This window comes from Chitinophaga filiformis, from assembly GCF_023100805.1.
Classification (GTDB): Bacteria; Bacteroidota; Bacteroidia; order Chitinophagales; family Chitinophagaceae; genus Chitinophaga; species Chitinophaga filiformis_B.
The window spans coordinates 7550834-7573590 of record NZ_CP095855.1 but is presented as its reverse complement, the minus strand read 5'-3'; the positions used below and the strand labels follow the sequence as shown (position 1 = coordinate 7573590).

19 protein-coding genes are annotated in these 22757 nt (G+C 48.4%); 6 read left to right on the top strand and 13 right to left on the bottom strand.

Going from position 1 to position 22757, the window contains the following annotated elements; genetic code table 11:
* Positions 1-103: 103 nt before the first annotated feature.
* Positions 104-1444 carry an allantoinase AllB gene (gene allB / locus MYF79_RS29550; protein WP_247811450.1) on the bottom strand — a complete coding sequence of 447 codons (1341 nt, stop codon included), beginning with the start codon at positions 1442-1444 and terminating at the stop codon, positions 104-106.
* 77 nt (positions 1445-1521) lie between these two features.
* Here allB and pucL point away from each other — a divergent pair, with 77 nt between their 5' ends.
* Positions 1522-2367: a factor-independent urate hydroxylase gene (gene pucL / locus MYF79_RS29545; protein ID WP_247811449.1), complete on the top strand. Its 846-nt coding sequence runs from the start codon at positions 1522-1524 to the stop codon at positions 2365-2367.
* 20 nt (positions 2368-2387) lie between these two features.
* Here pucL and MYF79_RS29540 read toward each other — a convergent pair whose 3' ends face one another.
* From MYF79_RS29540 to MYF79_RS29520, 5 genes are all read right to left on the bottom strand, one after another.
* Entirely contained in the window at positions 2388-3368 is a 981-nt protein-coding gene (locus tag MYF79_RS29540; RefSeq protein WP_247811448.1) for an XdhC family protein, read from the bottom strand.
* Complete coding sequence (locus MYF79_RS29535) at positions 3331-5640, bottom strand: xanthine dehydrogenase molybdopterin binding subunit (RefSeq protein ID WP_247811447.1); 2310 nt, start codon at positions 5638-5640, stop codon at positions 3331-3333. Before MYF79_RS29535 ends, MYF79_RS29540 begins: the two co-directional genes overlap by 38 nt.
* 6 nt (positions 5641-5646) lie before the next feature.
* Positions 5647-7062: an FAD binding domain-containing protein gene (locus tag MYF79_RS29530; RefSeq protein ID WP_247811446.1), complete on the bottom strand. Its 1416-nt coding sequence runs from the start codon at positions 7060-7062 to the stop codon at positions 5647-5649.
* Positions 7063-7089: 27 nt separating this feature from the next.
* Positions 7090-8793, bottom strand: a complete 1704-nt coding sequence (locus tag MYF79_RS29525) for an alpha-amylase family protein (protein WP_247811445.1) — start codon at positions 8791-8793, stop codon at positions 7090-7092.
* Positions 8794-8968: 175 nt separating this feature from the next.
* On the bottom strand, positions 8969-9214 hold the full coding sequence (locus MYF79_RS29520; RefSeq protein ID WP_247811444.1) for a hypothetical protein: 246 nt from the start codon (positions 9212-9214) through the stop codon (positions 8969-8971).
* A gap of 103 nt (positions 9215-9317) precedes the next feature.
* Between MYF79_RS29520 and MYF79_RS29515 the strand changes: the two genes are divergently transcribed.
* Positions 9318-9638, top strand: a complete 321-nt coding sequence (locus MYF79_RS29515) for an ArsR/SmtB family transcription factor (protein WP_247811443.1) — start codon at positions 9318-9320, stop codon at positions 9636-9638.
* A gap of 23 nt (positions 9639-9661) precedes the next feature.
* Here MYF79_RS29515 and MYF79_RS29510 read toward each other — a convergent pair whose 3' ends face one another.
* The 4 genes from MYF79_RS29510 to MYF79_RS29495 all read right to left on the bottom strand — a co-directional run bounded on the left by MYF79_RS29510 (position 9662) and on the right by MYF79_RS29495 (position 13160).
* Positions 9662-10312, bottom strand: coding sequence for an HD domain-containing protein (locus MYF79_RS29510; protein ID WP_247811442.1), 651 nt, complete (start codon positions 10310-10312; stop codon positions 9662-9664).
* 65 nt (positions 10313-10377) lie between these two features.
* Complete coding sequence (locus MYF79_RS29505) at positions 10378-11241, bottom strand: AraC family transcriptional regulator (RefSeq protein WP_247811441.1); 864 nt, start codon at positions 11239-11241, stop codon at positions 10378-10380.
* A gap of 452 nt (positions 11242-11693) precedes the next feature.
* Entirely contained in the window at positions 11694-12176 is a 483-nt protein-coding gene (locus MYF79_RS29500) for a GNAT family N-acetyltransferase (RefSeq protein ID WP_247811440.1), read from the bottom strand.
* 81 nt (positions 12177-12257) lie between these two features.
* On the bottom strand, positions 12258-13160 hold the full coding sequence (locus tag MYF79_RS29495; protein ID WP_247811439.1) for a LysR family transcriptional regulator: 903 nt from the start codon (positions 13158-13160) through the stop codon (positions 12258-12260).
* 102 nt (positions 13161-13262) lie between these two features.
* On the opposite strand from MYF79_RS29495, the gene MYF79_RS29490 reads away from it, so the two are divergent.
* From MYF79_RS29490 to MYF79_RS29480, 3 genes are all read left to right on the top strand, one after another.
* Positions 13263-13862, top strand: coding sequence for an NAD(P)H-dependent oxidoreductase (locus MYF79_RS29490; RefSeq protein ID WP_247811438.1), 600 nt, complete (start codon positions 13263-13265; stop codon positions 13860-13862).
* Positions 13863-13868: 6 nt separating this feature from the next.
* Complete coding sequence (locus MYF79_RS29485; RefSeq protein ID WP_247811437.1) at positions 13869-14870, top strand: aldo/keto reductase; 1002 nt, start codon at positions 13869-13871, stop codon at positions 14868-14870.
* A gap of 127 nt (positions 14871-14997) precedes the next feature.
* Positions 14998-15405 carry a DUF6157 family protein gene (locus MYF79_RS29480; RefSeq protein WP_247811436.1) on the top strand — a complete coding sequence of 136 codons (408 nt, stop codon included), beginning with the start codon at positions 14998-15000 and terminating at the stop codon, positions 15403-15405.
* 110 nt (positions 15406-15515) lie between these two features.
* Here MYF79_RS29480 and MYF79_RS29475 read toward each other — a convergent pair whose 3' ends face one another.
* The 3 genes from MYF79_RS29475 to MYF79_RS29465 all read right to left on the bottom strand — a co-directional run bounded on the left by MYF79_RS29475 (position 15516) and on the right by MYF79_RS29465 (position 21362).
* Positions 15516-18140, bottom strand: coding sequence for a T9SS type A sorting domain-containing protein (locus MYF79_RS29475; RefSeq protein WP_247811435.1), 2625 nt, complete (start codon positions 18138-18140; stop codon positions 15516-15518).
* A gap of 99 nt (positions 18141-18239) precedes the next feature.
* Positions 18240-19880: a tetratricopeptide repeat protein gene (locus MYF79_RS29470; protein WP_247811434.1), complete on the bottom strand. Its 1641-nt coding sequence runs from the start codon at positions 19878-19880 to the stop codon at positions 18240-18242.
* 291 nt (positions 19881-20171) lie between these two features.
* Positions 20172-21362: a TCR/Tet family MFS transporter gene (locus MYF79_RS29465; protein WP_247811433.1), complete on the bottom strand. Its 1191-nt coding sequence runs from the start codon at positions 21360-21362 to the stop codon at positions 20172-20174.
* Positions 21363-21893: 531 nt separating this feature from the next.
* On the opposite strand from MYF79_RS29465, the gene MYF79_RS29460 reads away from it, so the two are divergent.
* Positions 21894-22709: a helix-turn-helix domain-containing protein gene (locus MYF79_RS29460; protein ID WP_247811432.1), complete on the top strand. Its 816-nt coding sequence runs from the start codon at positions 21894-21896 to the stop codon at positions 22707-22709.
* The last annotated feature ends 48 nt before the right edge of the window (positions 22710-22757 follow it).

The window sequence follows — 22757 nt, the reverse complement described above, 5'->3', positions numbered from 1 at the left end:
TAACCCGGGATGTATCACCTGCGGAAATCCTGGTACAGCAATTACGCTTCGTCACCGCCGCATTGGGCCATCGTTATTATCTGCAGGGATCCGGATCTACTCATTACTTTCTTAATATCGTTTTTCCCTCGTGAGGGGCTGTAAATGCTCCCTGGTCAAATACCTTCACGCCGCGTATATAAGTCTGTTCTACCACACCATAAAGCATTTCGTTCAGGTATGGTGTCAATTTATGTTTATGGTATAATTCTTCCGCATTGACCTTAAATAAGCGGTCGGGGTCCCATACTACAAAGTCTGCATCATACCCTGCCGCTATTTTACCCTTTTTGTCTTGCAGGCCGGCCAGTATGGCCGGTTTTTCGCAAAGCCATTGCGCTATCTGTGCTAATGTTGCATCGTGGCTCCTGCCTGCCGTCCATAATGCCGGCAGTGCGAGCTGCAGCGAAGAGATGCCGCCCCAGGCCCTGGTAAAATCGCCTGTCTCCAGTTCCTTCAGCTCAGGTGGGGAAGGAGAGTGGTCTGTGGCCACAAAATCTATCATTCCTGCTTTCAGTGCTTCCCATAACTGCTGGTTATTTTCCCTGTCCCTGATGGGAGGGGCGCACTTGAAACTGGTATTACCATCCGGTACTTCCTCCCCATTAAAATACAAATAATGCTGGGCAGTTTCAACAGTTAATGGCAATCCTTTTTCCTTCGCTGCCACGATCTCCGGAATGGCATCCGCTGCAGAAAGATGCACGATATGTACACGGCAGTGGTATTTTTCGCAGTAGCGGATCATCAGGTTTATGGCAGCCTGTTCCCAGGCGGCTGGCCGGGAGGCAATGTATTGCCGGTGAGAACGCTTATTTTCCTGGATAGGCGGATGCCGGTCTTCCGCCATCAATTCACAATGCACCAACAGCGGCAGCTTATACTTCGCAATGATGGGCATAGCCTTGTCCAGGTCTGCTGCTGTAACGTTGGGAAATTCGTCGATTCCTGAATGCGTCAGGAAGGCTTTAAAGCCCAGCACGCCTTTGTTGATCAGTGCTTCAATCTCGTTTTCATTACCCGGAACAATACCTCCCCAGAAACCACAGTCAGCATGCAACTGTGGTGCGGCGGCGCTGAGCTTCTGCTCCAATGCCTGTGCGGTAGTAGTAACAGGGGAAGAATTCAGTGGCATATCCACTAATGTAGTAATACCACCTGCTATGGCGGCGCGTGTAGCTGTGTCAAAGCCTTCCCAGTCTGTTCTGCCCGGCTCGTTAATATGTACATGCGGGTCGATAATGCCCGGCATCAGGACCTTATCGCCTATGTCAACGATGCTGGAGGCATCATCAGGCAAGCCGGTCTGAATAGCGTGTATTCTGCCGTCTCTGACCAGTACTGCAGCCTGTTGTAAACCATCAGGTGTGAGTATATTATTTCCTTTTATAATGAGGTCATACATATATGGGGGTTCTAAGTAAAAGTAGGCAATTAATTCTTTATATTAGGGTATGTTATCATCAAATAAAATGCCCCATTATGAAAATCAAACTAGGAGAGAACAGCTACGGTAAGAATGCAGTGCAATTGTCGAAGATCATCCGCCACCCTGCCTACCACGAATTCCGACAGGTAACAGTGAATGTATCGCTGAAGGGCGATTTTGATGAGGCGCATACTATAGGTGATAACAGTAAGATCCTGCCGACAGACACACAGAAAAACACCGTGTATGCCCTGGCGAAAGATCATTTTAAGCACTCTATAGAAGACTTTGCTTTATACCTGGCGAATTACTTTGTAACGAGCCAGGCGCAGGTAGATGAAGCGACTATCGACATAACAGAGCACCTGTATCACCGGATGGTATTTGATGGAGTGGAGCATCCGCATGCATACATCAGTGGTGGCGGGGAGAAACGCACATGCCGGGTGATAAAGAGCGCTTCCGATGTCGGTGTGCAGTCCGGTATTACAGACCTGCTGATCCTGAAAACCACCGATTCCGGTTTTGAAAAATATATCAGGGATAAGTATACTACATTGAAAGAAACGGCGGACCGCATCCTGGCCACAAAGTGTGAAATACAATGGACCTACGATAAACTGCCCGCTGACTATACAGCACAGTTCAATGGCATACGTGAATTATTGTTGCAGACATTTGCCGGCCACAAAAGCCTTTCTGTGCAACAAACTTTATACGCGATGGGGCAGGCAGTGCTGGAGGTTTATGAGGGCGTCAGGGAGATCCATCTGGAAATGCCCAATAAACACCATATTCCATTCAACCTGGAACAGTTTGATATACAGAACCAGAATGAGATCTTCATTGCCACAGACGAGCCTTATGGCCTGATTGTGGCCACTGTGACACGGGAATAGCAGGGTCGCAGCATGGCCAGCTAGTGCAGGACCGGCACTTCATGCCGTACTTTGATCAGCTCTGCGGCAATGCTCACCGCAATTTCTGCCGGCGTCTGACTGCTGATGTTTATTCCCACCGGTGCATGTATCCTGTTCAATAGTGTTTCACTAATGCCCTCCGCCCTATAGGTGTCAAACATCTTTTCAATTTTTGCGGCGCTGCCCAATACACCACAATACCTGAACGATTTATGCAGCAGTGCTCTCAGCGCAATATCATCTGTTCTGTATCCAACGGTCATGATCACTACGTAGTGATTGTCGCCGCCGGGGATCATTACTTTCAACTGGCTGTAATCCCGCACAACCGTCTTTTCGTGCGCTGAACTGTTTTGCAGCAGTGTATGTACCTGCGGCCGGTCTTCAAAGACGTGTACATAAAAGTCCAGGCGCTCCATCATATCTGACAGCGCCAGCGCGCAATGCCCGCCGCCAATGATATACAGGAAATCCCGGTAGCCTATCTTCTCCCGGTACACCCAATCCAGTTCTGACTGCATGTTGTAATGGAAGTCCGGCTCACCATGTATCTCGGCGGTGAAGCGCAGGCCCAGTGGCGATAATTCCAGGATGCCCTGCTGGTTTTGCGACAGGCAGGCAATGATCTTATTGACGGGTGTGATGCTTTCGGGCAGCAGTTTATACATGAGGATAGACTGATCGCCGGAGCAGATCATTCCACTCTGATGCCTGGCCGATTCCTTGTCGTGGAACTGCTGATGAATGGAATACGAAGTGGCGAAATGGCCTAACTGTTCCTTCGCCATTTCCACGAACTTGTGTTCCATGATACCGCCTCCGATGGAGCCTTCAATATCCCCTGCATGGTTTACTGCCATAAAAAATCCCTGTCTGCCCGGACTGCTGCCATGGCTGTCCAGTACATAGAGCAGCATAACCGGTATATTCTGCCGCAGGCTTTTACAGATCAATTCCCAGGTGGCTAACTGTTTCTTCATGTTGCTGATTAGTTTCCTGAATGGTTTTTGAATATAGCGCCATCAACACTTTTTCCGGTGTCATAGGTGTACTGAAAGGGATATCAGCGTTCGGGTGAAATGCCCGTATTGCATTGCTGAGTGCAAACCAGGCGCCTATACCGTACATCAGGGGCGGTTCTCCCACTGCTTTTGAACGGAATACCGCGAGGTTGTCGTCATTGGTTTGTAATGCGTCTATTGCGATCGTTTCAGGTACGGAATAGATATCCGGTACCTTGTAGGTGGATAAGGCATTGGAACGTAACCTGCCCTCCCTGTCGTAGATCACTTCTTCCATCGTCATCCATCCTATACCCTGTACAATGCCGCCTTCTATTTGTCCGCGGTCAATGTCTGTATTCATACTGTGACCAAAATCGTGTACGACCTTTACCGTGTCGATGGTGTAAGTACCCCTGAGGCAGTCGACCGTTACTTCCAGTATAGCAGTGCCATATACGTGATAAGCGAAAGGATGGCCTTTCTCTTTTGTCTCATCAAAGCAAATTTCAGGGGTCGTATAATGGGCATGTTCTGAAAGGTTCACTCTTTGCCGGAAGGCAGCGGTAACCAGCTGCTGCCAGTTCCAGGAAGAAGGAGTGCCTTTTACCAGTACCTGTTCATGTACGATCGAGATATCTTCCGGCGATGCCTGCAGGCCGGCTGCCGCCACGCATTTCAGGCGTTCCAGGATGGCGGTACAGGCCATCAGGGTGGCTTTCCCGTTCAGGTCTGCCGTAGCGCTGGCCGCGGAAGGAGAGGTGTTTGCGATGGTATAGGTGCTGGTATGATTGAGTTTTATTCTTTCAGGAGCGATAGCAAATGTCTGCGCAGCTACCTGCAATATTTTAGTATTGACGCCCTGGCCCATTTCCACAGCTCCTGTGCTGATGCCGACACTGCCATCGGAATAAACATGCACCAGTGAGCGGGCATTGTTCATCATGGTATTGGTAAAAGAAATGCCGAAACATACGGGCATGCAGGCCAGTCCTTTTTTAAACAGTTTATTGGCAGCATTGAAACTGTTGATGGCCTTACGGAGCTCGTCCGGCTTGTACAGTGTTTCGGCTTTTTCCCAGGAGGCCAGTGCTTCGCTTTTCGCGATCTGCCCGTAGGGGAATTCCTGTCCTGTCTGAATGAGGTTCTTTTTCTGGATGACGGCAGCGTCTACCTGCAGTGCCTGTGCTGCTTTTGCGATCGCGGCCTCTATGACGAACATGCCCTGTGGGCCGCCAAAACCTCTGAAAGCGGTATTCGGCGGCAGGTTGGTGCGGCAGCTCCAGGCAGTAGCCTTTACATGCGGAACAAAATATGCATTGGTACAGTGGAACAATGTCCTGGCCAGTACGGCGGGAGAAAGATCAGCAGAAGCGCCGGCATTCTGGAAGAAGGATACTTCGTAGGCAATGATCTGCAGATCATCGTCCAGTCCTATTTTAAAATCTGCCGCATAGGGGTGCCGTTTGCCTGTCATGGCCATATCCTCCATTCTGTGAAGGGCATATTTAACAGGTCTTTTCAGCAGCCAGGCGGCCAGTGCACAGAGGGCAGCCCAGGTGTTGGCCTGGTCTTCCTTACCGCCAAAGCCGCCGCCCAGGCGGGTAACGACTACCTCAAAGCGATGCATGGGCTGTCCGAGCACGGAAGTCACCGCCCGCTGTACGGCAGTGGGTCCCTGGGTGGAGGAGTAGATACGCAGGCTGTTATTTTCCTGCGGAATAGCATAAGCGCCTTGTGTCTCAATGTACAGGTGTTCCTGGCCGTTAATGTCCGCACTGCCTTCAAAGATGTGTGTACACTGGCGCCATGCATTGTCTATATCGCCCTGTGTGAAAGTACGGGGAGGGATAATCAGCTCGCCTTTGGCCTGTGCTTCCCGGGGATCGGTAATAAGGGGCAGTGGGTCGATCTTTACCCTGATATGCTTTACGGCAGCCCTGGCCGCCTCGCGGGTATGTGCTACCACGAAGGCAATGGGCATGCCACAGAAATGGACATGATGATCTGCCAGCAGGGGCTCGTCTTTGATGATGCCGCCTATCTCGTTGTGTCCGGGGATGTCTGCAGCGGTGAATATGCGTACTACGCCCGGCATCTGCAGGGCCTCTTCCAGTATCAGTTCCCTGATGGCGCCATGTGCTACGGGGGAGCCAAACGCCGCTCCGAACAAGGTGCCGGCGAGTAACGGCACATCGTCCAGGTACACAGAAGTACCGCTGACATGGGTGTTGGAATCAATATTTTTCATACCACGTTATAATAGCAGTTCCACCTGCAGGGAAGGGAACAGGGTGATGAAATGCGCTTTAATGAGCTGCTCCAGCAGCAGCCGTTTATATACTGCCGTACCCCTGGCGTCGCTGATAGGTGTGATCTCCGATTGTGCAATAGCACAGGCCACCTTTATCAGCGCCCCGCCGGGCGCCTTTCCTGTGAGGAATGCGGCGGTATCTGTAAGTAATGTGGGCACAGGTCCTACGCCGCCTGCCGAGATCCTGACCGTACCGATCAGGTTTTCTTTCATACTGATGCAGATAGCCGTGTTCACGCTGGCAATATCGAGATGGGTACGTTTGCTCACCTTTTCAAAATGAAACCCGGTGCTGGCATCGGGCAGGTCAAACCAGCAGCGTGTCATATATTCCTCCGGTCGTTTATCCAGTTGCTTGTAGCCTTTATACAATTCCCGCAGTGGTAATGTTCGGATGCTGACGCCGTCACTCAGTTCGATGGTAGTATCCAGGGCCAGGAAAAAGATGGTCAGATCGCCGATGGGAGAGGCGTTGATAAAATTTCCCGCGATGGTGCCCATATTGCGGATGGGGGTAGAAGAGATCAGGCCGACATAAGTTTCCAGCGCAGGAAAACAGGTCCGCATGACGGGAGAAGCCAGCAGGTCGTTCACCGTACAGGATGCACCGATCACGCAGCGGTTGTCTTCCCGGGTGATGCCCTTCAGCGTTTCCTGGCCGAAGAGGAAGCGGAGGGGGTGTTCCTGTATCTCTTCCGGTTGCTGAACGTAAAGATCCGTTCCGCCGCCTACGAAACGGGGTACTGTTCCCGAAGGAGGGCTTAATTCCCCGTTTAAGGACAAAAGAAGGCGTTTTAGCCGCTCTTTTATGCCGGAGAAGTATTCGGGCAGGATTTGCTGTTCAGCGGCAAATTGGGCCGGTTCCTGCTGATTTCGCCCTGCAAGTACTGCAGCCACGGCAGCAGCAGCTTTTTCTATGGATTTATACCCGGTGCAACGGCAGATATTTCCGTCGATAGCGGTAATAGCATTTTCAGGTGTAGGTGCCTGCCTGCCAAGGCAGAAGCCTGCGAGGGACATCACGAATCCCGGGGTGCAGAACCCGCATTGGGTGGCGGCATTGTCCACCATGGCCTGCTGTATGCAATTGAGCGCCGGCAGCATATTGACGCCTTCAATGGTAACGATATGTTTGCCATGTGCATTGCCCAGCGGCATCAGGCAGGAGGTATAAGAGCGGTATACCAGTGATCCGTGCTGCAGTTCACCGGCCAGGATGGTACAGGCGCCGCAGTCGCCTTCATTGCAACCGGTTTTTGTACCGGTCAGGTGCTGATGGTAACGTATGAAATCCAGCAGCGGCATACCAGGTGGGAGGCTGGTACCAACGTCTTCATTGTTAAGAATAAACTTCAGCAAGGGTAACAAAATGTGGTTTCTCTGAAGTTAACGAAAATTTTCCATCCTGTACCAGCTATAGCCATATTCAGGAATGTCGGCTGTAAAGGTGCCCTGACTGGTCTGTATTACATCATGGCCCGTCAGGTTATAGTACCTGGCATCGGGTGCGGAGAACTTTACTTTTTGTGCGGTATTGCTGAAGTTATGGATCGTGATCAGGGTTTTGTCGTGCAGGTCATAGCGCATGACCAGCACACCGGGTGTATTTGTTTCCAGGATCTGCCATTTGCCCAGGCCTATTTCCGGGCATTCTTTACGCAGGCGGATGATGTTAATGGTCCAGTTCAGCAGGGAGGCCGGGTCCCGCTGCTGTACGGCAACATTCACTTGCTGATAAGCAAAGGCGCCGGTATCTATCACCGGCCGGAATGTGTGACCGGCCGTGGAGAAGCCGGCATTCTTTCCGTTGGTCCATTGCATGGGCGTTCTGACGGCGAGACGTTCTTTCAGGTTCAGGTTGTCGCCCATACCTATTTCATCGCCATAACGTATCACAGGAGTGCCGGGAAGTGAGAACAGGAGGCTGTAGGCCATTTCCAGTCTTGCCCTGTTGCCGCCCAGCATGGGCGCCAGCCTGCGCCTGATACCACGGTCGTACAACTGCATGTTCTTTTCAGGGCCGAACTGCTGGTATACTTTTTCCCGCTGTTTGTCGGTAAGCCTGCCCAGGTCTATTTCGTCATGATTGCGCAGGAAGAACATCCACTGGGAAGTAGGGGGAATATCCCGGGTATCCTGCAGGGCTTTTTTAAGGGGCGCGATATCGCCCGTAGCAAGGGCGTAGAAGAGGTACTGGTTGGCATAAAAGTTAAACATTGTATGCATACCGCTGCCGTCCTTACCGAAATAGTCGTTGTTCTCTTCCGGTATCACATTGGCTTCTCCCAGGATGAGTGCCTCCCCGTTCCGCCATTGCACAAAACGCCTGATTTCCGGAATGATGTTGAGGTCATGTTCCGGTTTGTCCGGATCAGAGCCCGGTTTTTCAATGATGAAAGGAACTGCATCCAGCCGGAAGCCCGAAACGCCCTGGTTGAGCCAGTAACCTAGTATGCGCTTACTTTCAGACTTCACCATGGGGTTCATGAAATTAAGATCGGGCTGGAAGTCATAGAACCGGTGATAATAATAAGCGTCTGCTTCCTTGTTGTAAGTCCAGGTCTCTGTCTGCACACCCGGGAAGGCCATGCCCTTGTTCCAGATTGCCGGCCGCTTTTTGGACCAGGAATAATAGTCGTGGTATTTCGATGTAGGATTGGCCGCTGCTGCCTTAAACCAGGGATGCTGGTCTGAGGTGTGATTCAGCACAATATCCATCATGATCCGGATCCCTCTTTTCCGGGCCTGGTACATGAGCTCCGCAAAATGGCCACCGGTGCCGTAAGTGGTATCGATACCATAGTAATCTGATACATCATAACCATCATCTTTCCGGGGAGATGGCTGGAATGGGGCCAGCCATACCGTATTGATACCAAGGGCCGTCAGGTAATCCAGTTGCTGTATCAGTCCCTCGATATCGCCGGTACCATTACCATCGCTGTCTTTGAAAGTGCCTATTTCCAGGTTGTAGATGATGGTGTTCTTATACCAGAGATCTTTCGAGATGCTGCTGTCAGGGTATTGTGCGAAGGCAGACAAGGCTGTGCACAGCAGTATAGCAAGTAAGAGAAAGCGTTGCTTTTTCATATCATACAATTCGGTGTTTTTTTACAATTGCCGCGCCAACCGAGTCTGTAGCGCTCTGGCATGGAATTGCCGATATGCAGGAGTGTTGATCATTCAAAAAGAAGAGAAAAGCAGGTACGCTGTACAAATGATGAGTACAACCTGACACAATATCTGAATGATGGTACACAAACACTTATTCATCTCTTTGCAGGCATTCTTCTTCAATGGTCAGGGCAATTTTGTCCAGCAGTTCCCGGTTCAGGTGTTTCGCTTCTTCTACATAATCTGGTATCAGGCGCTGTTTGTCATCAGCATAGAAAATGATCTCAGTACCATTGACTGTTGCTGAGATCTTGTACTCATGACCGATCTTCTCTATGCCTGCCTGGATGAGATATTGCTGGCCGCCATATTCAACCTTTAGCTCATGTGTATCCATAGCGTCTGTTTCTTTTTATCAAAACAAAATGGAGGCCATTGAAAGCAGGCCGGCTTTCCTTAATTTTGTAACCGAACGGTTGCTTAAAATACGTTTATCAACGATGAGAAGGGATGTTTTCCAGGCAATAGCTGACCCTACCAGGCGGGAGATTATCAATCTGCTGGCACACCAGACACTGAACCTGAATGCGATAGCCGACAATTTTGACATCAGCAGGCCGGCGGTATCCAAACATATCCGTATACTGACAGAGTGCGGACTACTGATGATCACCCAGCAGGGTCGGGAGCGCTATTGCAAAGCCAATCTGCAGAAACTGCAGGAAGTGTCTGACTGGACAGATCAGTTCAGGTCGTTCTGGATGCAGAAGCTCGACGCACTGGAAGATTTCCTGGAAAAGGAAAAGAAAGAAGGCAAATGACACCTGGTTGACGTGGTGATGCCTTACTCATTCCATGGCGAATGCAGGATACAGTCACAGAAATTCTTCCGCTGGAAATTGGGGATCATAAAAGCGCAGACATCTGCCTTGATATTTCCGAAGGTGGTATCTGTCTTATGTTTAAACCCATCAAAGAAAGCAGGGATGATCTTCTTTTTGAAATCCGTTCTTGGAAATGCCTTAATGATCTCGTTCCGGTGCTCTTCATGCAGGTGCTCATATCCTTCCCCCATCACATCCAGGCCCACACCTGCATACATCAGCGCTACTTCCGGCTCCTTATATTCGGCAATGCCTATAGTGGTATGCAGGGCAATGGTATCCCACACGCGTTGCAGCGACTGTTCAGGATATCCGTGACTTTTCAGGAAGTCTCTTGCCGCATTGGCCCCGTCTACTTCGAATCGTTTATCAGGACTACTGTAATGAGGCGTCAGGCCCAGGTCGTGGAAGACCGAACTGACATACAACAACTCAGTGTCATGTTTGATGTTACTTCTTTTAGCATTGAGTGAGGAAAAGAGGAATACACGAAGAGAATGGTTGTAGAGAAATTCTGTACCATATTCCAACAGTAATTCGGTAGCCTGTTTTGCCACCTGGCTGTCTGGTATGTCTATTCCGGCTAGTCTTGTTAATCTTGCTACTGGCATAATTTTCAATTTATGCCACAAAATTACCGGGAGGGAGAGCTCCGGAAAATGCTAAAAACTGCGGATCAGATACCAATTTTCACAAACTGTGAGCGGTACTCATTTGGGGAGAGCTGTGTTTCTTTCTTGAAGAAGTTACTAAACTGGTAAGGGGTGGCAAAATTCAGCAGGTAGGAGATCTCTTTTACGGGTTTGGAAGAGAATTGCAGCATTCTTTTCGCTTCAGCCACCAGCTGACCATTGATGATGTCTTTGGCTCTTCTGCCGCCACAACGTTTGCAGAGGTCCGCCAGCTGCCGGTAGGAAATGCCCAGTTTCTCCGCATAATCGTTCACTTCGTGGGTGTTGCGATACTCGCGGCTAACCAGCTCCAGGTACTCCCGGTATAGCTTGTTTTCATTGCTGCTGTGCCCAGTGTGCAGCAGGCTGTTGATGTTGGCCACTTTTATCATGAGGATCTTCAGGTAGGCTGCAAGGGCATCGGCTTTGTTTATGTAGTCAGGCGTATTGAATTCAGTTAGCATGGTCTTCAGCAGGCTGACAATCGTTTCTTCATCCTGCTGATGTAACTGCATCTGCTGGTGACCGGAAGGATCATTGAAGAGCACCGCCTTACAGTTACTGGCACTGGCCGGGGCTTTTTCCCAGAAGCAATCCCCGAACTGCAGTACATATCCTTCCAGGTGGTTATTGCCTTCCAGGGCATAGATCTGTCCTTTCGAAATAATGAAAAGACTATGCGGCGTAATATGATAGCTGGCGCCATCAATGGAAATGATACCATATCCTTCCTTCACCAGGATCAGTTCATTGAAGGAAATGCGTCGCAGTGTATCGTCTTCGAACAATTGTCCGCTGATCTCCTCCACAGAAAAAGAATCCCTCAATGCAGGATTGATATCGATGTTCAGTATATGAGCCGCATGCATAGGGTAAAATTACGAAAATATGCGTGTTGAGAGGGAGGCGAGCCAGCGGTATAGATATATAACGGCATCATACGTGGTGATCGGCTCCGTCAGGGAGCCGCGTGTTTGTAGCCCGGGGTGATAACCCCGGGATGTTGCGTTGTAACGCCGGTGATAACCCCGGGACGTTGTGTTGTAACACGGGTGATAATCCCCGGATGGCGCGTATGTAATGCCGGCGATAACCAACCCCGGGGCCGTATATATAACCCCGGGGGCATACATAACATGGAAATCGAGCATAGTGTTTGTTCTAATCAGGATATGGCTTCCGTGATGTCTTTTACCGGTGTTGTTGTCCGGAAGGGGCAAACCAATGAATACGGTATGCAAGGTTCATCTTTTTCCTGAATGTGGAAATAACCGAAAACGGGGAGGAAAAAGAAAACCGCGGGGTTGCTGCGGCTTTCATATTACAGATCTTTCAGCATCCAGATGGTACAGGCGAAGTGCCCGGAATTTCCCAACGCTTTGTCCAGGTGTCGGAAACCAGCTTTTTCGTAGATGGTAACGGCTTTGGCAAAATCAGGGAAGGACTCGAGGTAAAGCTGTGTGTATCCCTGTTGTTTGGCTGCCGCACAGGTATGTTCCATCAGTGTTCTTCCAAGACCTTTACCCCTGGCGTTGCCGGAGAGATAGTATTTTACCAGTTCCGCGCAGCCTTCGGGAAGGCCTGCTGTGGGAAACAATCCACAACCGCCCAGTATTACGCCGTCTTCTTCGGCTACAAAATAAGCGCTGCCAGGTACCTGGAACAGGTCGTACAGCCGGTCTGTCTCGGGATCGGAATAGACCGTTCCCACCTTGGGAATATCAAATTCGTCGAATGTATCCCGTATAATCCTGGCTAATGCGGCATTATCTGTGGTGGCAATGTTTCTGATGGTGATTGGCATGGTGTGTTCCGTTGTTATTGGTTAATCCTTATGATTCCTCCCGAAAGATAGTGAAAATGAGCTTTGCAGCCTGTCTTTTCATCATACCGGCAGCATTACTTTTCTGAACAATTTCTTGATCAGGTTGATCTCATCGGCATATGCGGTCTTTTTACGTGTACCGAAGTATAATGTGTTTTTCAGCTTAGTAGCGCCTTCCCACAATAACCTGATCTCGCCGTTTTCAATCTCTTTCCTGCAAAGGAAATCCGGCACTACGGCTACTCCTTTCCCGCTTTTCAGGCAGCGTACGATGGAGTTTAAATTAGGTACAATGTAGTTGGGCCTGAAGTCGGGATGATGATTGAAGTTCAGCTTCCAGAACCTGAACAGGTGTTCCATATCGCCGGTAGTACCGTACCACTTCTGGGTTTTGAGCCACTCCTCGATGGCTGCCGGATCTTTTCCTTTGGCTACTTTGTTGAATGATTTTGCATCTACATCGTTGCCGGCAACCAATACGATCGTTTCAGAAGAAAAGGCTTCATGATCAATATTGCCGGAAGTGCCTTTTTGCGGAGTGATGATGAGATCGAGTATGCCCTTGTCAAGATTATCCAGCATCTCAGGATAGTCCCCAAAACGGATAATGACATTGAAAGGTAATGTGGAGATATACTGTTCCAGTGTGATCTGGAAGGTTTCAAAGCACATTCCTACGCTGATGGTAGGCGTATGCTTCTCTGTGCTTTTCTGAAAGTTCTTTTCTGCATCTTCCAGCTTATTGAGCGGTTCAATAATGAAATTGTAGAAGACCTTTCCTTTTTCGGTAGGCACCATTTTCCTGCCTGTTCTGTCAAATAATTTATATCCCACATAGTTCTCCAGCGAACTTAAATGCAGGCTGACACCAGGTTGTGAAATGAACAGGCTTTCCGCCGCGCCGGTCAGCGTACCTGTTTTATATATCGCTTTAAATGTTCTGTACCATTCAAGATTGACCATATGAGTACTATTATAATTCTGATACAAAGGTATGATTTAACTTGTTTTAATAATACCGGGGCCCGGGGTACTTTTGTCTTGTCAAAAAGAAAATAACACACTATGACAAAGGTATTTATCATCAATGGAGGTCAGCAGTTCGGCCATTCCGGCGGCCGGTTCAACGAGACCATCTCAGCAGCTACCGCTGAATTTTTCCGTAACCGGCCTGGTTTTGAAGTTAAAACCACCAACATCAATCATGACTACGACCTGAAAGAAGAGGTCGCAAAATATACATGGGCCGATGTTGTGATCTATCACACGCCCATCTGGTGGTTTCAGCTGCCGCACGGTTTCAAGCAGTATATAGACAAAGTTTTCACAGAAGGGCATGGTACCGGTATCTATCGCAGCGATGGACGTTCTGCTGCTAATCCTGCCATCAACTATGGCACCGGTGGTATGCTGCATGGGAAAAAATATATGGTCACCACTTCCTGGAATGCTCCTAAGGAAGCATTTACACTGCCGGGTGAATTCTTTAAGCAGACAAGTGTGGATGAAGGGATCCTGTTCGGTTTTCACCGCATGAACGCATTCATCGGATTGCAACCTTTACCAGGTATGCATTTCCATGATATTGAAAAGAATGCGGATGTGAAAAGGGATCTGGGGCAGTACCGGGAACACCTCGAGCATGTATTTACAAATCTGAATTAACGCAACATGGAATACAGGACATTAGGCAATACAGACCTGCAGTTATCAGCTATTACATATGGTGCATTTGCCATAGGCGGTAATATGTGGGGTGGTAATGAAAAGAAAGATTCTATAGCGGCTGTACAGGCATCGCTGGACAATGGTGTAACAAGCATAGACACCGCGCCTTTTTATGGCTTCGGATTGAGTGAGGAACTGATAGGCGCCGCTATAAAAGGCAGGGATAGAAGTAAGGTGCAGTTGCTCACAAAGTTCGGACTGGTATGGGATGGCAGCAACCAGGCAAAGGGCGAATACTTCTTTGATGCATCTGAGAATGGAAAAACAATTCCCGTGTATAAGCTGGCTTCAAAAGCAAACATCATCAGGGAATTGGAAGCAAGCCTGAAACGCCTGGGCACAGATTATATAGACCTGCTGCAACTGCACTGGCCGGATGCCACCACGCCGGTAGAAGAAACGATGGAGGCGCTGAATACCCTGATCAGCCAGGGAAAGATCAGGGCTGCCGGCGTCAGCAACTACGATCTTGCACTGATGAAGGCCGCAGGGAAAACGATCCGGCTGGCGTCCAACCAGCTTGCTTATAGTATGCTGAACAGGAGTATCGAAAAGGACATAGTACCCTATGCTATCGAACATCAGATAGGGATCATTGCCTATAGCCCGCTGGAAAGAGGCTTGCTGACAGGTAAATATTTCAGGGACGCAGCCCTGAAGGCAGATGACCATCGTAACGGTTATTTCGGCCAGTTCTCTGCTGATAAGGTAAAGACCTTCCTGGATAGTATCACACCGCTGGCAGAAAGCAAAAAAGCATCCCTGTCACAGTTGGTATTACGCTGGACCACTTTACAGCCAGGTATCACCATCGTATTGGCGGGCGCCCGTAATGCAGCGCAGGCGGAACAGAATGCGCAGGCCATGAACTTAGAACTGAAGGCGGAAGAGCTTGGATTTATCAATAAGGAACTTGAGAAAGTATATAGGGAAACGGCTGTATAGAAAGGAGGTGCTAAATAACTAATATATGCTTTTTCGGAAGAGTTTCTGATCCTGGTAACTAAAGTTGCCAGGATTTTTTTATATTTCAGGTAATGTAATATTAACCTGACCCGTAAAAAGTTTGTAGATGAAGACCACCAATTATTACAACACGTTCATAGAAGTGGCGGAAGACTGCCCTGTAAAAGCCGCTGAAGTTCCCCCCATGCGAGGCGAGAAGACCATTGCCAATATCGAATTTGAATTGTTGATCGATAACCCTTACGAGTTTACTTCAGACGATGTGCTTTTCCATGTCTACGCTGCAAAAAATCGGCTGAAAACTAAAGAATTTGATGTAGAGAGAGAGCAGTTCTTTTCCAAGGGACAGGCCTGCTTCCGGGCCTCCCCGCTCACTAAGCGTTATGGCTGGGGCGCTCATTTTGATGCAGAAGGAAGGATGGCGATCTATGCAGTAGAGTCTGATGAATACCAACGATTTTCAAAAGACAGAAGTCTTACACAAATGAAAGCCGTACGCTCAAAAAAGGCTTAAGGATTATTAATTTTTTCAATGGATGAACAGCCGGGGACAGATATAAATACAAGGGGAAAAGAAAAGCGCCCCGAAAGGCGCTTTTGTAGGTACAGGATTACATAGGACAGCTATAACTTAATAAACTTGAACTTTCTTATATCTCCCGGACGGGTTTCTACCAGCATGATATACATGCCGCTGGCAAGGCGTGTGATAGGCATGTTGATAGTTGTTTGTCCTGCGGGAATATTGTACTGCTGAATGGAGTATTGCCTGCCCGAAACATCCACCAGTAGTATCCTGTATTTGGCCGGCTGGGTAAGGCCCTGTATATGCAGGTTGATATCATTGCTGGCCGGCACAGGGTAAATGTACATATCCCGCGCGGTCAGTTTGACCGTATCTGAATAAGCAAAACTGTTATCGGTACTTACCAGCTTTAAGCGATAGTAAACGTTACCAAATTGAGCTGCAAGGCCGGGAAATTCCAGGTCTTCATACTTGTAATAGAAAGTACCGTTACTGTTGCTTGCCTGTTGTGTATTGATGAGGGAAAAGTCTTTATTGTTTGTACTTCTTTCCAGTTCATAATGTAATAAGCCTTCTTCATTCCTGGTTCTCCATTCCAGGAATGCATTTCCTCTCTGCAGGCTGCCGGTAAATGATGTGAGGAACAGCAGCTGAGGAGATAAAAGATGCTTCAGCTGGTATTTTACCACACCCAGGTCAGGCGTTGCAAAATAGATATCCGCATGATCTTCGTAATATTTAAGTTCAATAGGGGAACCGCAGGAAAGGTAGGCTAGCATATCTGCAGATACATCTGACCATTTGGCTCCCTTGTTGGTACTGAACACGAGACGTGTGTCGGTATAGTTGCTGGTAAAAGAAGCTGCGATAATATGCCCGTTGACGGCATCGGAATAGCTTACCCTTTTCAGGTCGGTAGCGGCCAGCGACAATATCCACTGATCGCCGCCGTTTGTGGTCTGGAAGATCCCCTGGGTAGTAGCGACTGCCATTGTTTTGTCGTCGAAAGGATTGGCTTTCAGGTCCCATATCATGTCATAACCATCCGTCAGGTCCAGTCCCTGGATCTTTTCCCCCCAGGTGGCGCCACCATCCTGCGACAGATATACCTTACTGCCGGCAGAGATGTAGATTGTCTGGCCGCTGTTGCCTGCAGGCAGATATGCGGCTGTCAGTACGCCATTGAATGTAAGCGGTACGTCTATGACCTCCGGATTGGCAGCATCACTGAAATCGACCCGGAAAAGGGTGGAGAAGGATGAATAATAAGAATAGGAGATCCAGTAGCGGTCTTTATGATCGGGATCCCGCTGAATGAATCCGAGGCCGGTCGCAAACTGGTCAGCAGGCAGCTGCCTGAGTGTGGCCCCCTGGTCATCGCTGTAAAACAGTTCAGAAGGATTGGCAAATCCGTCACTGGCGCGGAACAGGAAAATGCGTCCCGGCACAGTGCTATCTGGTATGACCTGCATTTCGCGGACGTTCACCATGTCGTAGGCCTGGATATTGTATGCGGCTGCTTTGCCGGTAGTAAGATTTTTAGATACATAGCCGCCCAACACAGAATAATATAGCTGCCCGTTGCCGCCATTGCCCAGTCCTACTGAGGTGGCCACACAGAAAGGCAGTTTGACCTGCGTGAAAGTTTTTCCCCCGTCGGTGCTGTGCTGCGGCCAGGCATCGGAGAAGATCAGCAGGTCATTGCTATTTTTAGGATTGACGAGCAGGGAGGTACCGTAATAGTATACAGGCGACCTGGGTTGAAAAGTGGTAGATGACCAGTGGGCGCCGCCATCGGTACTTTTCAGTATTTCATTTTCGTCCGTCATCCAGAGGTTCCTGTTATTTCCGGGATCGTATACTATCTGCACAATATTATTCAGTGTCTGGTCGGTAAAGCTGACCGGTACCTGTTCAAAGGTCTTCCCGCTGTCCAGTGTATGGAAAAGCGCCTGGGGAGCAACCCCAAAATTGATAAAGGAGCCGATAAAGAATTCCTTGTGATCTTTGGGATTAAAGGCCACGGCGGATAATGATCCCTTGCCGGCCAGTTCTTCCCGCCAGGTATTGCCCTCATCCGAGGAAATGAACAATCCTCCGTTCACACCCTCTGAGCCCAAACCTCTGGCCAGATAGATCTTTTTCGGATCGTCAGGGTGAAAGAAGGAATTGTTGATATGGACGCTCTGGTTTTCCCTGCTGTAATAAATGCCAGGCATATTTTCACCACCGTCTTTGGTCAGATAGACCTCTGTGATCACAAGGGAGAATCCTTCCATATATTGGGTGTTAATGACGGCCACCATTCCTTCCGGGTCATAGATATCATAGGATGCTACCCATGCACCAAGGTATTGATCTGGTGTAATATAGTGTTTGATGATGGCTTTGGTTTCAATGTCGACCACATACAGGCCGCTCATAGACATATCGGGTGATTGGGCTACAAAAGCAAATGATCTGTTGCCGGGCAGTAGTTTGAGTGATGATATCTGGGTAGCACTGTTTTCAAAGGAATAAAAGATCTCCCAGTTGTTGCCCCGGTCGTTCGAAACCATGACATGATTGATCAGGCTGATGGCATATAGCCTTTCGGGCACTGAGGGATCCTGGATAACATTCCATAGCTTCCCATGGTCGCCGGTAGCTTCATAGGAAAACTGCTGGGCCCTGGATGAAAAAAACAGTAAGAGTAATAAGTTAAAGAGTAGAAATTTTCTCATGTATTTTGGTCGATTGGATGCTGTGTGAAAGTACCCCGCTTCTCCCAAAGCGCATATGTAATTAACAGGACAGGACCCGGACAAAGTGTGACATCTGTGTTATAACCCCGACAAATACTCGAAAAGTGAGGTATTATCAGCTAGTTGCATCTTTTTTGTAATACGTTCTTTCCGTTTACGGCAACCTTCGGGAGTGATGTTCAGGAGCGATGCGATTTCCTTTGTGTTCAGGTTCATGTATATGTAAGAAAGGAAGCGGACATCGTTTGAGGTGAGATTCGGATGGTTCTGACGAAGGGCGTTCAGGAAGCCCTGGTTCACCTCCTGGAAATGGGTACTGAAGTCATCCCATTCATCGTCAGTTCGGAGGTAGCTTTTGAGTTGGGAAATATGCCTGCTGCCGTCCTTACTTAAATCAGGCATTTTTGAGAGGGTGGTGATGATCTCGTCGATCAGCTCATTTCTGCCGGAGAGGTACAGGGCTTTGGCCGACAGTTTCCGGTTCCGGATCTCGATCTCGTTTTTCAGTCTTTCCTGTTCCAGGAGGGCGGCTGTTTCTTTCTCTTTCAGCTGTTCCTCCAGCAGCAGTTTCTGGCTTTTTTCATTTTCTATTTCCAGGGCCATGATCTTGTGGCTTCGCTCAGCGATCACTGCTTTCTGGCGATTTTCCACTGTTTTGATGCGTATCAGCCAGATAAAAAAGGCAATGATAATGGCCATAAATGCCAGGGCCGTATATAGTAAGCGGCGCTGGCTGCTGAGCTGCGCTTCATTCAGGGACAGTGTATGTTTTGAGTTCAGCAGCTCAAATTTCAGCTTGCTGTTCTCAAATAGCTGCCCGTTCTTGACAATATTGATGGAATCCCGGAACCGCAATACGGAGTCTTTGTGAGCCAATGCGAGTGCATAGGCATAGTTCTTAAAATGGACATCAGACAATGTCTGATGGATCTCTATTTTCTCTTCGAGGTTGGGGGAGCGGGCCAGGGCTTCATTGGCGTAGAAGATAGCCTGGTCCAGGTTGTTCTCTTTCAGTTTTACGGAGGCCAGCAGGGTACAGATGGTAATCTGTTCATCCCTGTACCCCGAATCGCGGGCGGTAGAAAATAATCTGGTGGCCAGTCGCCCGGCCTCGATGATATTGCCCTGTTGAAATTGGTTCTGGGCATAGGAGTATTGGGCGTTCAGCAATCTCCGGGCGTCATCCTGCAGGTAAGTGGTGGCCTCCCGAAGGTATTCCCGGGCTTTTTCCAGCTTGTGCATTTCATTGTGCACGATGCCCAGGTTCAGGGCGTAATTGCCGATCCTGATCCTGTCCTTTTTTTCCCTGGCGATGTTGTAGGCCTTGAGGAAGTATTCTATGGCTTTATCGAAGTTTTTTTCCTTGGAATAGAGGATGGCAATGTTGTTCAGGACGGTCATTTCCAGTGTGGCGTCTTTTTCTTCCATCGCGATGTTGTAGGCGATGAGATAGTTCCGTAATGCCTCGCCGTAGTCCAGCATAAAGTAGTAGGTCAGGCCGATATTGTTGGTGGCCAGGAACAATTGTTTCTGCCAGTGCTTTTCGCCGGAGAGACGTTGTGCTTCTGTAAGCAGCGTGATAGCCGGTACGAACTTTTTGGCAAACATTGAATCGATGCCCTTCCTGATAAGGGAATCGCAGTAAGGCCTGCTGTTGGGATGGGCGTACAGACTGGAGAACAGGAGTACAGCGGTTATTAAATATTTTATATGCTTCATCGTTGCGAGGAGATGGCTTGGATATACAGATCTTGGTTGGCACTCCGCCGGAGCGGATGTTTTGAAAATAGTAAAAAATAAATAAAGGGTATAACGTTTATGCAGATAGAATGTTACAAAGTCGGGGCTTATGTAGTACCGGTGGAGTTTGTTGCAGCAGGATCGGGGCTTTTATGATCTGGCCGGCACGGGTATGATTGCCCGTAAGCCTGGATGAGGGGTAAACGAATAAAAACAGGCTGTATCAAAATATGATACAGCCTGTTTTTTTATGTACAACAATAATATTCATTAATGCATCGGCACATCTGTCAGATCCTTACCGGCAATCACGTTCCTCAGTTCAGGATGCTCTTTCTTTTCACGTGACAATACCTTGTAAGTAATAATGATGCTGAGCAACATACACACCGCGCCGATCAGGAAGTGGATTCCGGGGAAGTAGAACGGTGCTTTATCTGTTGTGAAATAACTGAAAGTTGTGTTCATGATCAGTGGACCTATGAAGGCTGTGAGGCTCATCAGGCTGGTAAGTGCACCTTGTAATTCTCCCTGCTGATTAGGTGGCACATGTCCGGAGATAACGGATTGCAGCGAAGGGCCACAGAGACCGCCCAGGCAATAAGGGACCAGGAATGCAAACATCATCCAACCCTGTGTAGCGAAGGCAAAAAGGATCAATCCTAATGTGTAAAGCGAAAGACCTATATATATGCTTTTTTCATTACCGATCTTAGGAGTGATCACTCTTGTCAACCCTGCCTGTACGGCGCCTACCAATACACCCACCACGGCGAGAGAGAAAGCTATCATTCCCTCACTCCAGTGAAAACGGTAAGCGGTAAAGAAATTCCAGTTGCCCTGCACAGACTGAGCACCCAGGTAAATGAGGAAAAAGCTGAATGCCAGTCCCCCGATCTCAGGGTGTTTGGTGAGGAATTTCAACGACCCGAAAGGGTTTGCACGTCTCCATTCAAATGGACGACGGTTCTCTTTGCTAAGTGATTCCGGCAGCAGGAAGAGGCCATATAAGCAGTTCAACAGGCAGAGAGCGGCAGCACCGTAGAATGGCGCCCTAATGCCCCACTTAGCCAGTACTCCGCCAAGAGCAGGCCCAAGTATAAAGCCGAGGCCGAAGGCCGCACCGATCATGCCAAAATTCTTCGCCCTGGTTGTTTCGTCGGGGCTGACATCAGCAATATAGGCAGTGGCCGTGGTAAAGCTGGCACCCGTCATACCTGCAATAACGCGTCCGATGAACAGCCAGCCATATGTTGGGGCTAAGGCCAGGATGATGTAATCGATACCAAAACCAAGGAGTGAAAGCAATAAAACCGGGCGGCGGCCAAACCTGTCACTCAGGTTGCCTATTACAGGCGCAAAAATGAATTGCGTGATAGCAAAAACGGATAACAACAATGCGCCATAGGGACTGGCTTCATTCACTGGTATACCTTTTAACTGGGCAATCAGATCTGCCATAACGGGGATGATTAGCCCAAACCCCATAATGTCAATCAATAAAGTAATAAAAATAAAGCCAATTGCAGACTTTCTGGTTGTATGCATAGAATTGAAATTGAGACTTATGAATTTGAATAGTGGCCTTGCCGGCGGGGTCTACGTGTTATTATGGATGTTAATATGATTCTTGTTGATCTGTATTTGCATAAACTGCTTCCTCTGACACAAACTTAGTGTGAAATACTTAATATCAGGGGAGGCAAATACGCCAAATTACAGGGGGAATTGCGTCAAAGCAAATGGTTTCGCATGGATGTCTCATAGTAACTATTTGATTGATAAGATATAACCAGGTATGTTTATCAAGCTTGAAACAATATCTCTTTCATGATACAAAAGTAGTCAGTACAGCAGGGGATTGCAACCTGCTGAAGGTAAAACCCGCGGAAAAAACCGGTAAAAGCAGGGATTGAGTCGGTGAATCTGCAGCAGGAAAGTTGTTCCGTTTTTTACAATGCAGCCTTGGGCAATACCGTTATATTTGTATTGATGATCTTCAAAGAAATACTTCCGGGCGCAAAACTGCAGCCATATATCAAATGCTTCTACTACTACGAATCTGATTCGGACAGGAGCTATGACGACATTGTGTTCCCCAGCGGCACGATGGAAGTGATCTTTAATTTGGGAACGGGCAAGTGGCGGTCGAAAGAGGGAGATGCCTTTTATACGAATCCGCCTATTGAGCTATGGGGACAGATAACAAAGCCATTGGCTATACAATCCGCCGGCAGGAACATCATGCTCGGGTTTAAATTTTACGCGCATTCGGCCGCTTATTTCTTCGAAGGACAGGTATCGGTATTTAATAATAAAATAGTTGATGCCGCTGATGTATTAGGTCCCTCCCTAAGGACATTGCACGACAGGCTGTTGGAAACACCCGAGCTGCAGGCAAGGGTAGGCTTGATTGAAGCATATCTGTGGAAGAAACTGGAAGCCTCAGAAAAGAGGCACAACAAGATCAGCTTCGTTGGTGATATTGTTCATTATCTTAAAAAGAACTACAGCGATGATAATATTGTTTCCTTATCTCATCGCCACAACATATCTACGCGCTACCTGAACATGTTGTTTTCAGAATATACCGGTTTGCCACCCAAATTATTTTATAAGATAAACCGCTTTCAGCATAGCCTGAACCTTATTTCCCAGCAGGAGGAAAAGCTGACCAGTATTGCATACAGTTCAGGATATTTCGATCAGGCGCACTTTATCAAAGAGTTTAAGCTTTTTACCGGCGTTACTCCCAATACATTTGCCAAACAGGCTTCCCCCCTCAACCAGGTTTTAGCTGCCAGTTGATCTTTTCCGTTTTTTACAATTTGTGCTTGTCCTGCTGTAATAGCTTTG

Bases quoted from the DNA above. Each gene is read 5' to 3' on its own strand.
- allB (WP_247811450.1), bottom strand. From the start codon at position 1,444: ATGTATGACCTCATTATAAAAGGAAATAATATACTCACACCTGATGGT.
- pucL (WP_247811449.1), top strand. From the start codon at position 1,522: ATGAAAATCAAACTAGGAGAGAACAGCTACGGTAAGAATGCAGTGCAA.
- MYF79_RS29540 (WP_247811448.1), bottom strand. From the start codon at position 3,368: ATGAAGAAACAGTTAGCCACCTGGGAATTGATCTGTAAAAGCCTGCGG.
- MYF79_RS29535 (WP_247811447.1), bottom strand. From the start codon at position 5,640: ATGAAAAATATTGATTCCAACACCCATGTCAGCGGTACTTCTGTGTAC.
- MYF79_RS29525 (WP_247811445.1), bottom strand. From the start codon at position 8,793: ATGAAAAAGCAACGCTTTCTCTTACTTGCTATACTGCTGTGCACAGCC.
- MYF79_RS29520 (WP_247811444.1), bottom strand. From the start codon at position 9,214: ATGGATACACATGAGCTAAAGGTTGAATATGGCGGCCAGCAATATCTC.
- MYF79_RS29515 (WP_247811443.1), top strand. From the start codon at position 9,318: ATGAGAAGGGATGTTTTCCAGGCAATAGCTGACCCTACCAGGCGGGAG.
- MYF79_RS29510 (WP_247811442.1), bottom strand. From the start codon at position 10,312: ATGCCAGTAGCAAGATTAACAAGACTAGCCGGAATAGACATACCAGAC.
- MYF79_RS29505 (WP_247811441.1), bottom strand. From the start codon at position 11,241: ATGCATGCGGCTCATATACTGAACATCGATATCAATCCTGCATTGAGG.
- MYF79_RS29500 (WP_247811440.1), bottom strand. From the start codon at position 12,176: ATGCCAATCACCATCAGAAACATTGCCACCACAGATAATGCCGCATTA.
- MYF79_RS29495 (WP_247811439.1), bottom strand. From the start codon at position 13,160: ATGGTCAATCTTGAATGGTACAGAACATTTAAAGCGATATATAAAACA.
- MYF79_RS29490 (WP_247811438.1), top strand. From the start codon at position 13,263: ATGACAAAGGTATTTATCATCAATGGAGGTCAGCAGTTCGGCCATTCC.
- MYF79_RS29485 (WP_247811437.1), top strand. From the start codon at position 13,869: ATGGAATACAGGACATTAGGCAATACAGACCTGCAGTTATCAGCTATT.
- MYF79_RS29480 (WP_247811436.1), top strand. From the start codon at position 14,998: ATGAAGACCACCAATTATTACAACACGTTCATAGAAGTGGCGGAAGAC.
- MYF79_RS29475 (WP_247811435.1), bottom strand. From the start codon at position 18,140: ATGAGAAAATTTCTACTCTTTAACTTATTACTCTTACTGTTTTTTTCA.
- MYF79_RS29470 (WP_247811434.1), bottom strand. From the start codon at position 19,880: ATGAAGCATATAAAATATTTAATAACCGCTGTACTCCTGTTCTCCAGT.
- MYF79_RS29465 (WP_247811433.1), bottom strand. From the start codon at position 21,362: ATGGCAGATCTGATTGCCCAGTTAAAAGGTATACCAGTGAATGAAGCC.
- MYF79_RS29460 (WP_247811432.1), top strand. From the start codon at position 21,894: ATGATCTTCAAAGAAATACTTCCGGGCGCAAAACTGCAGCCATATATC.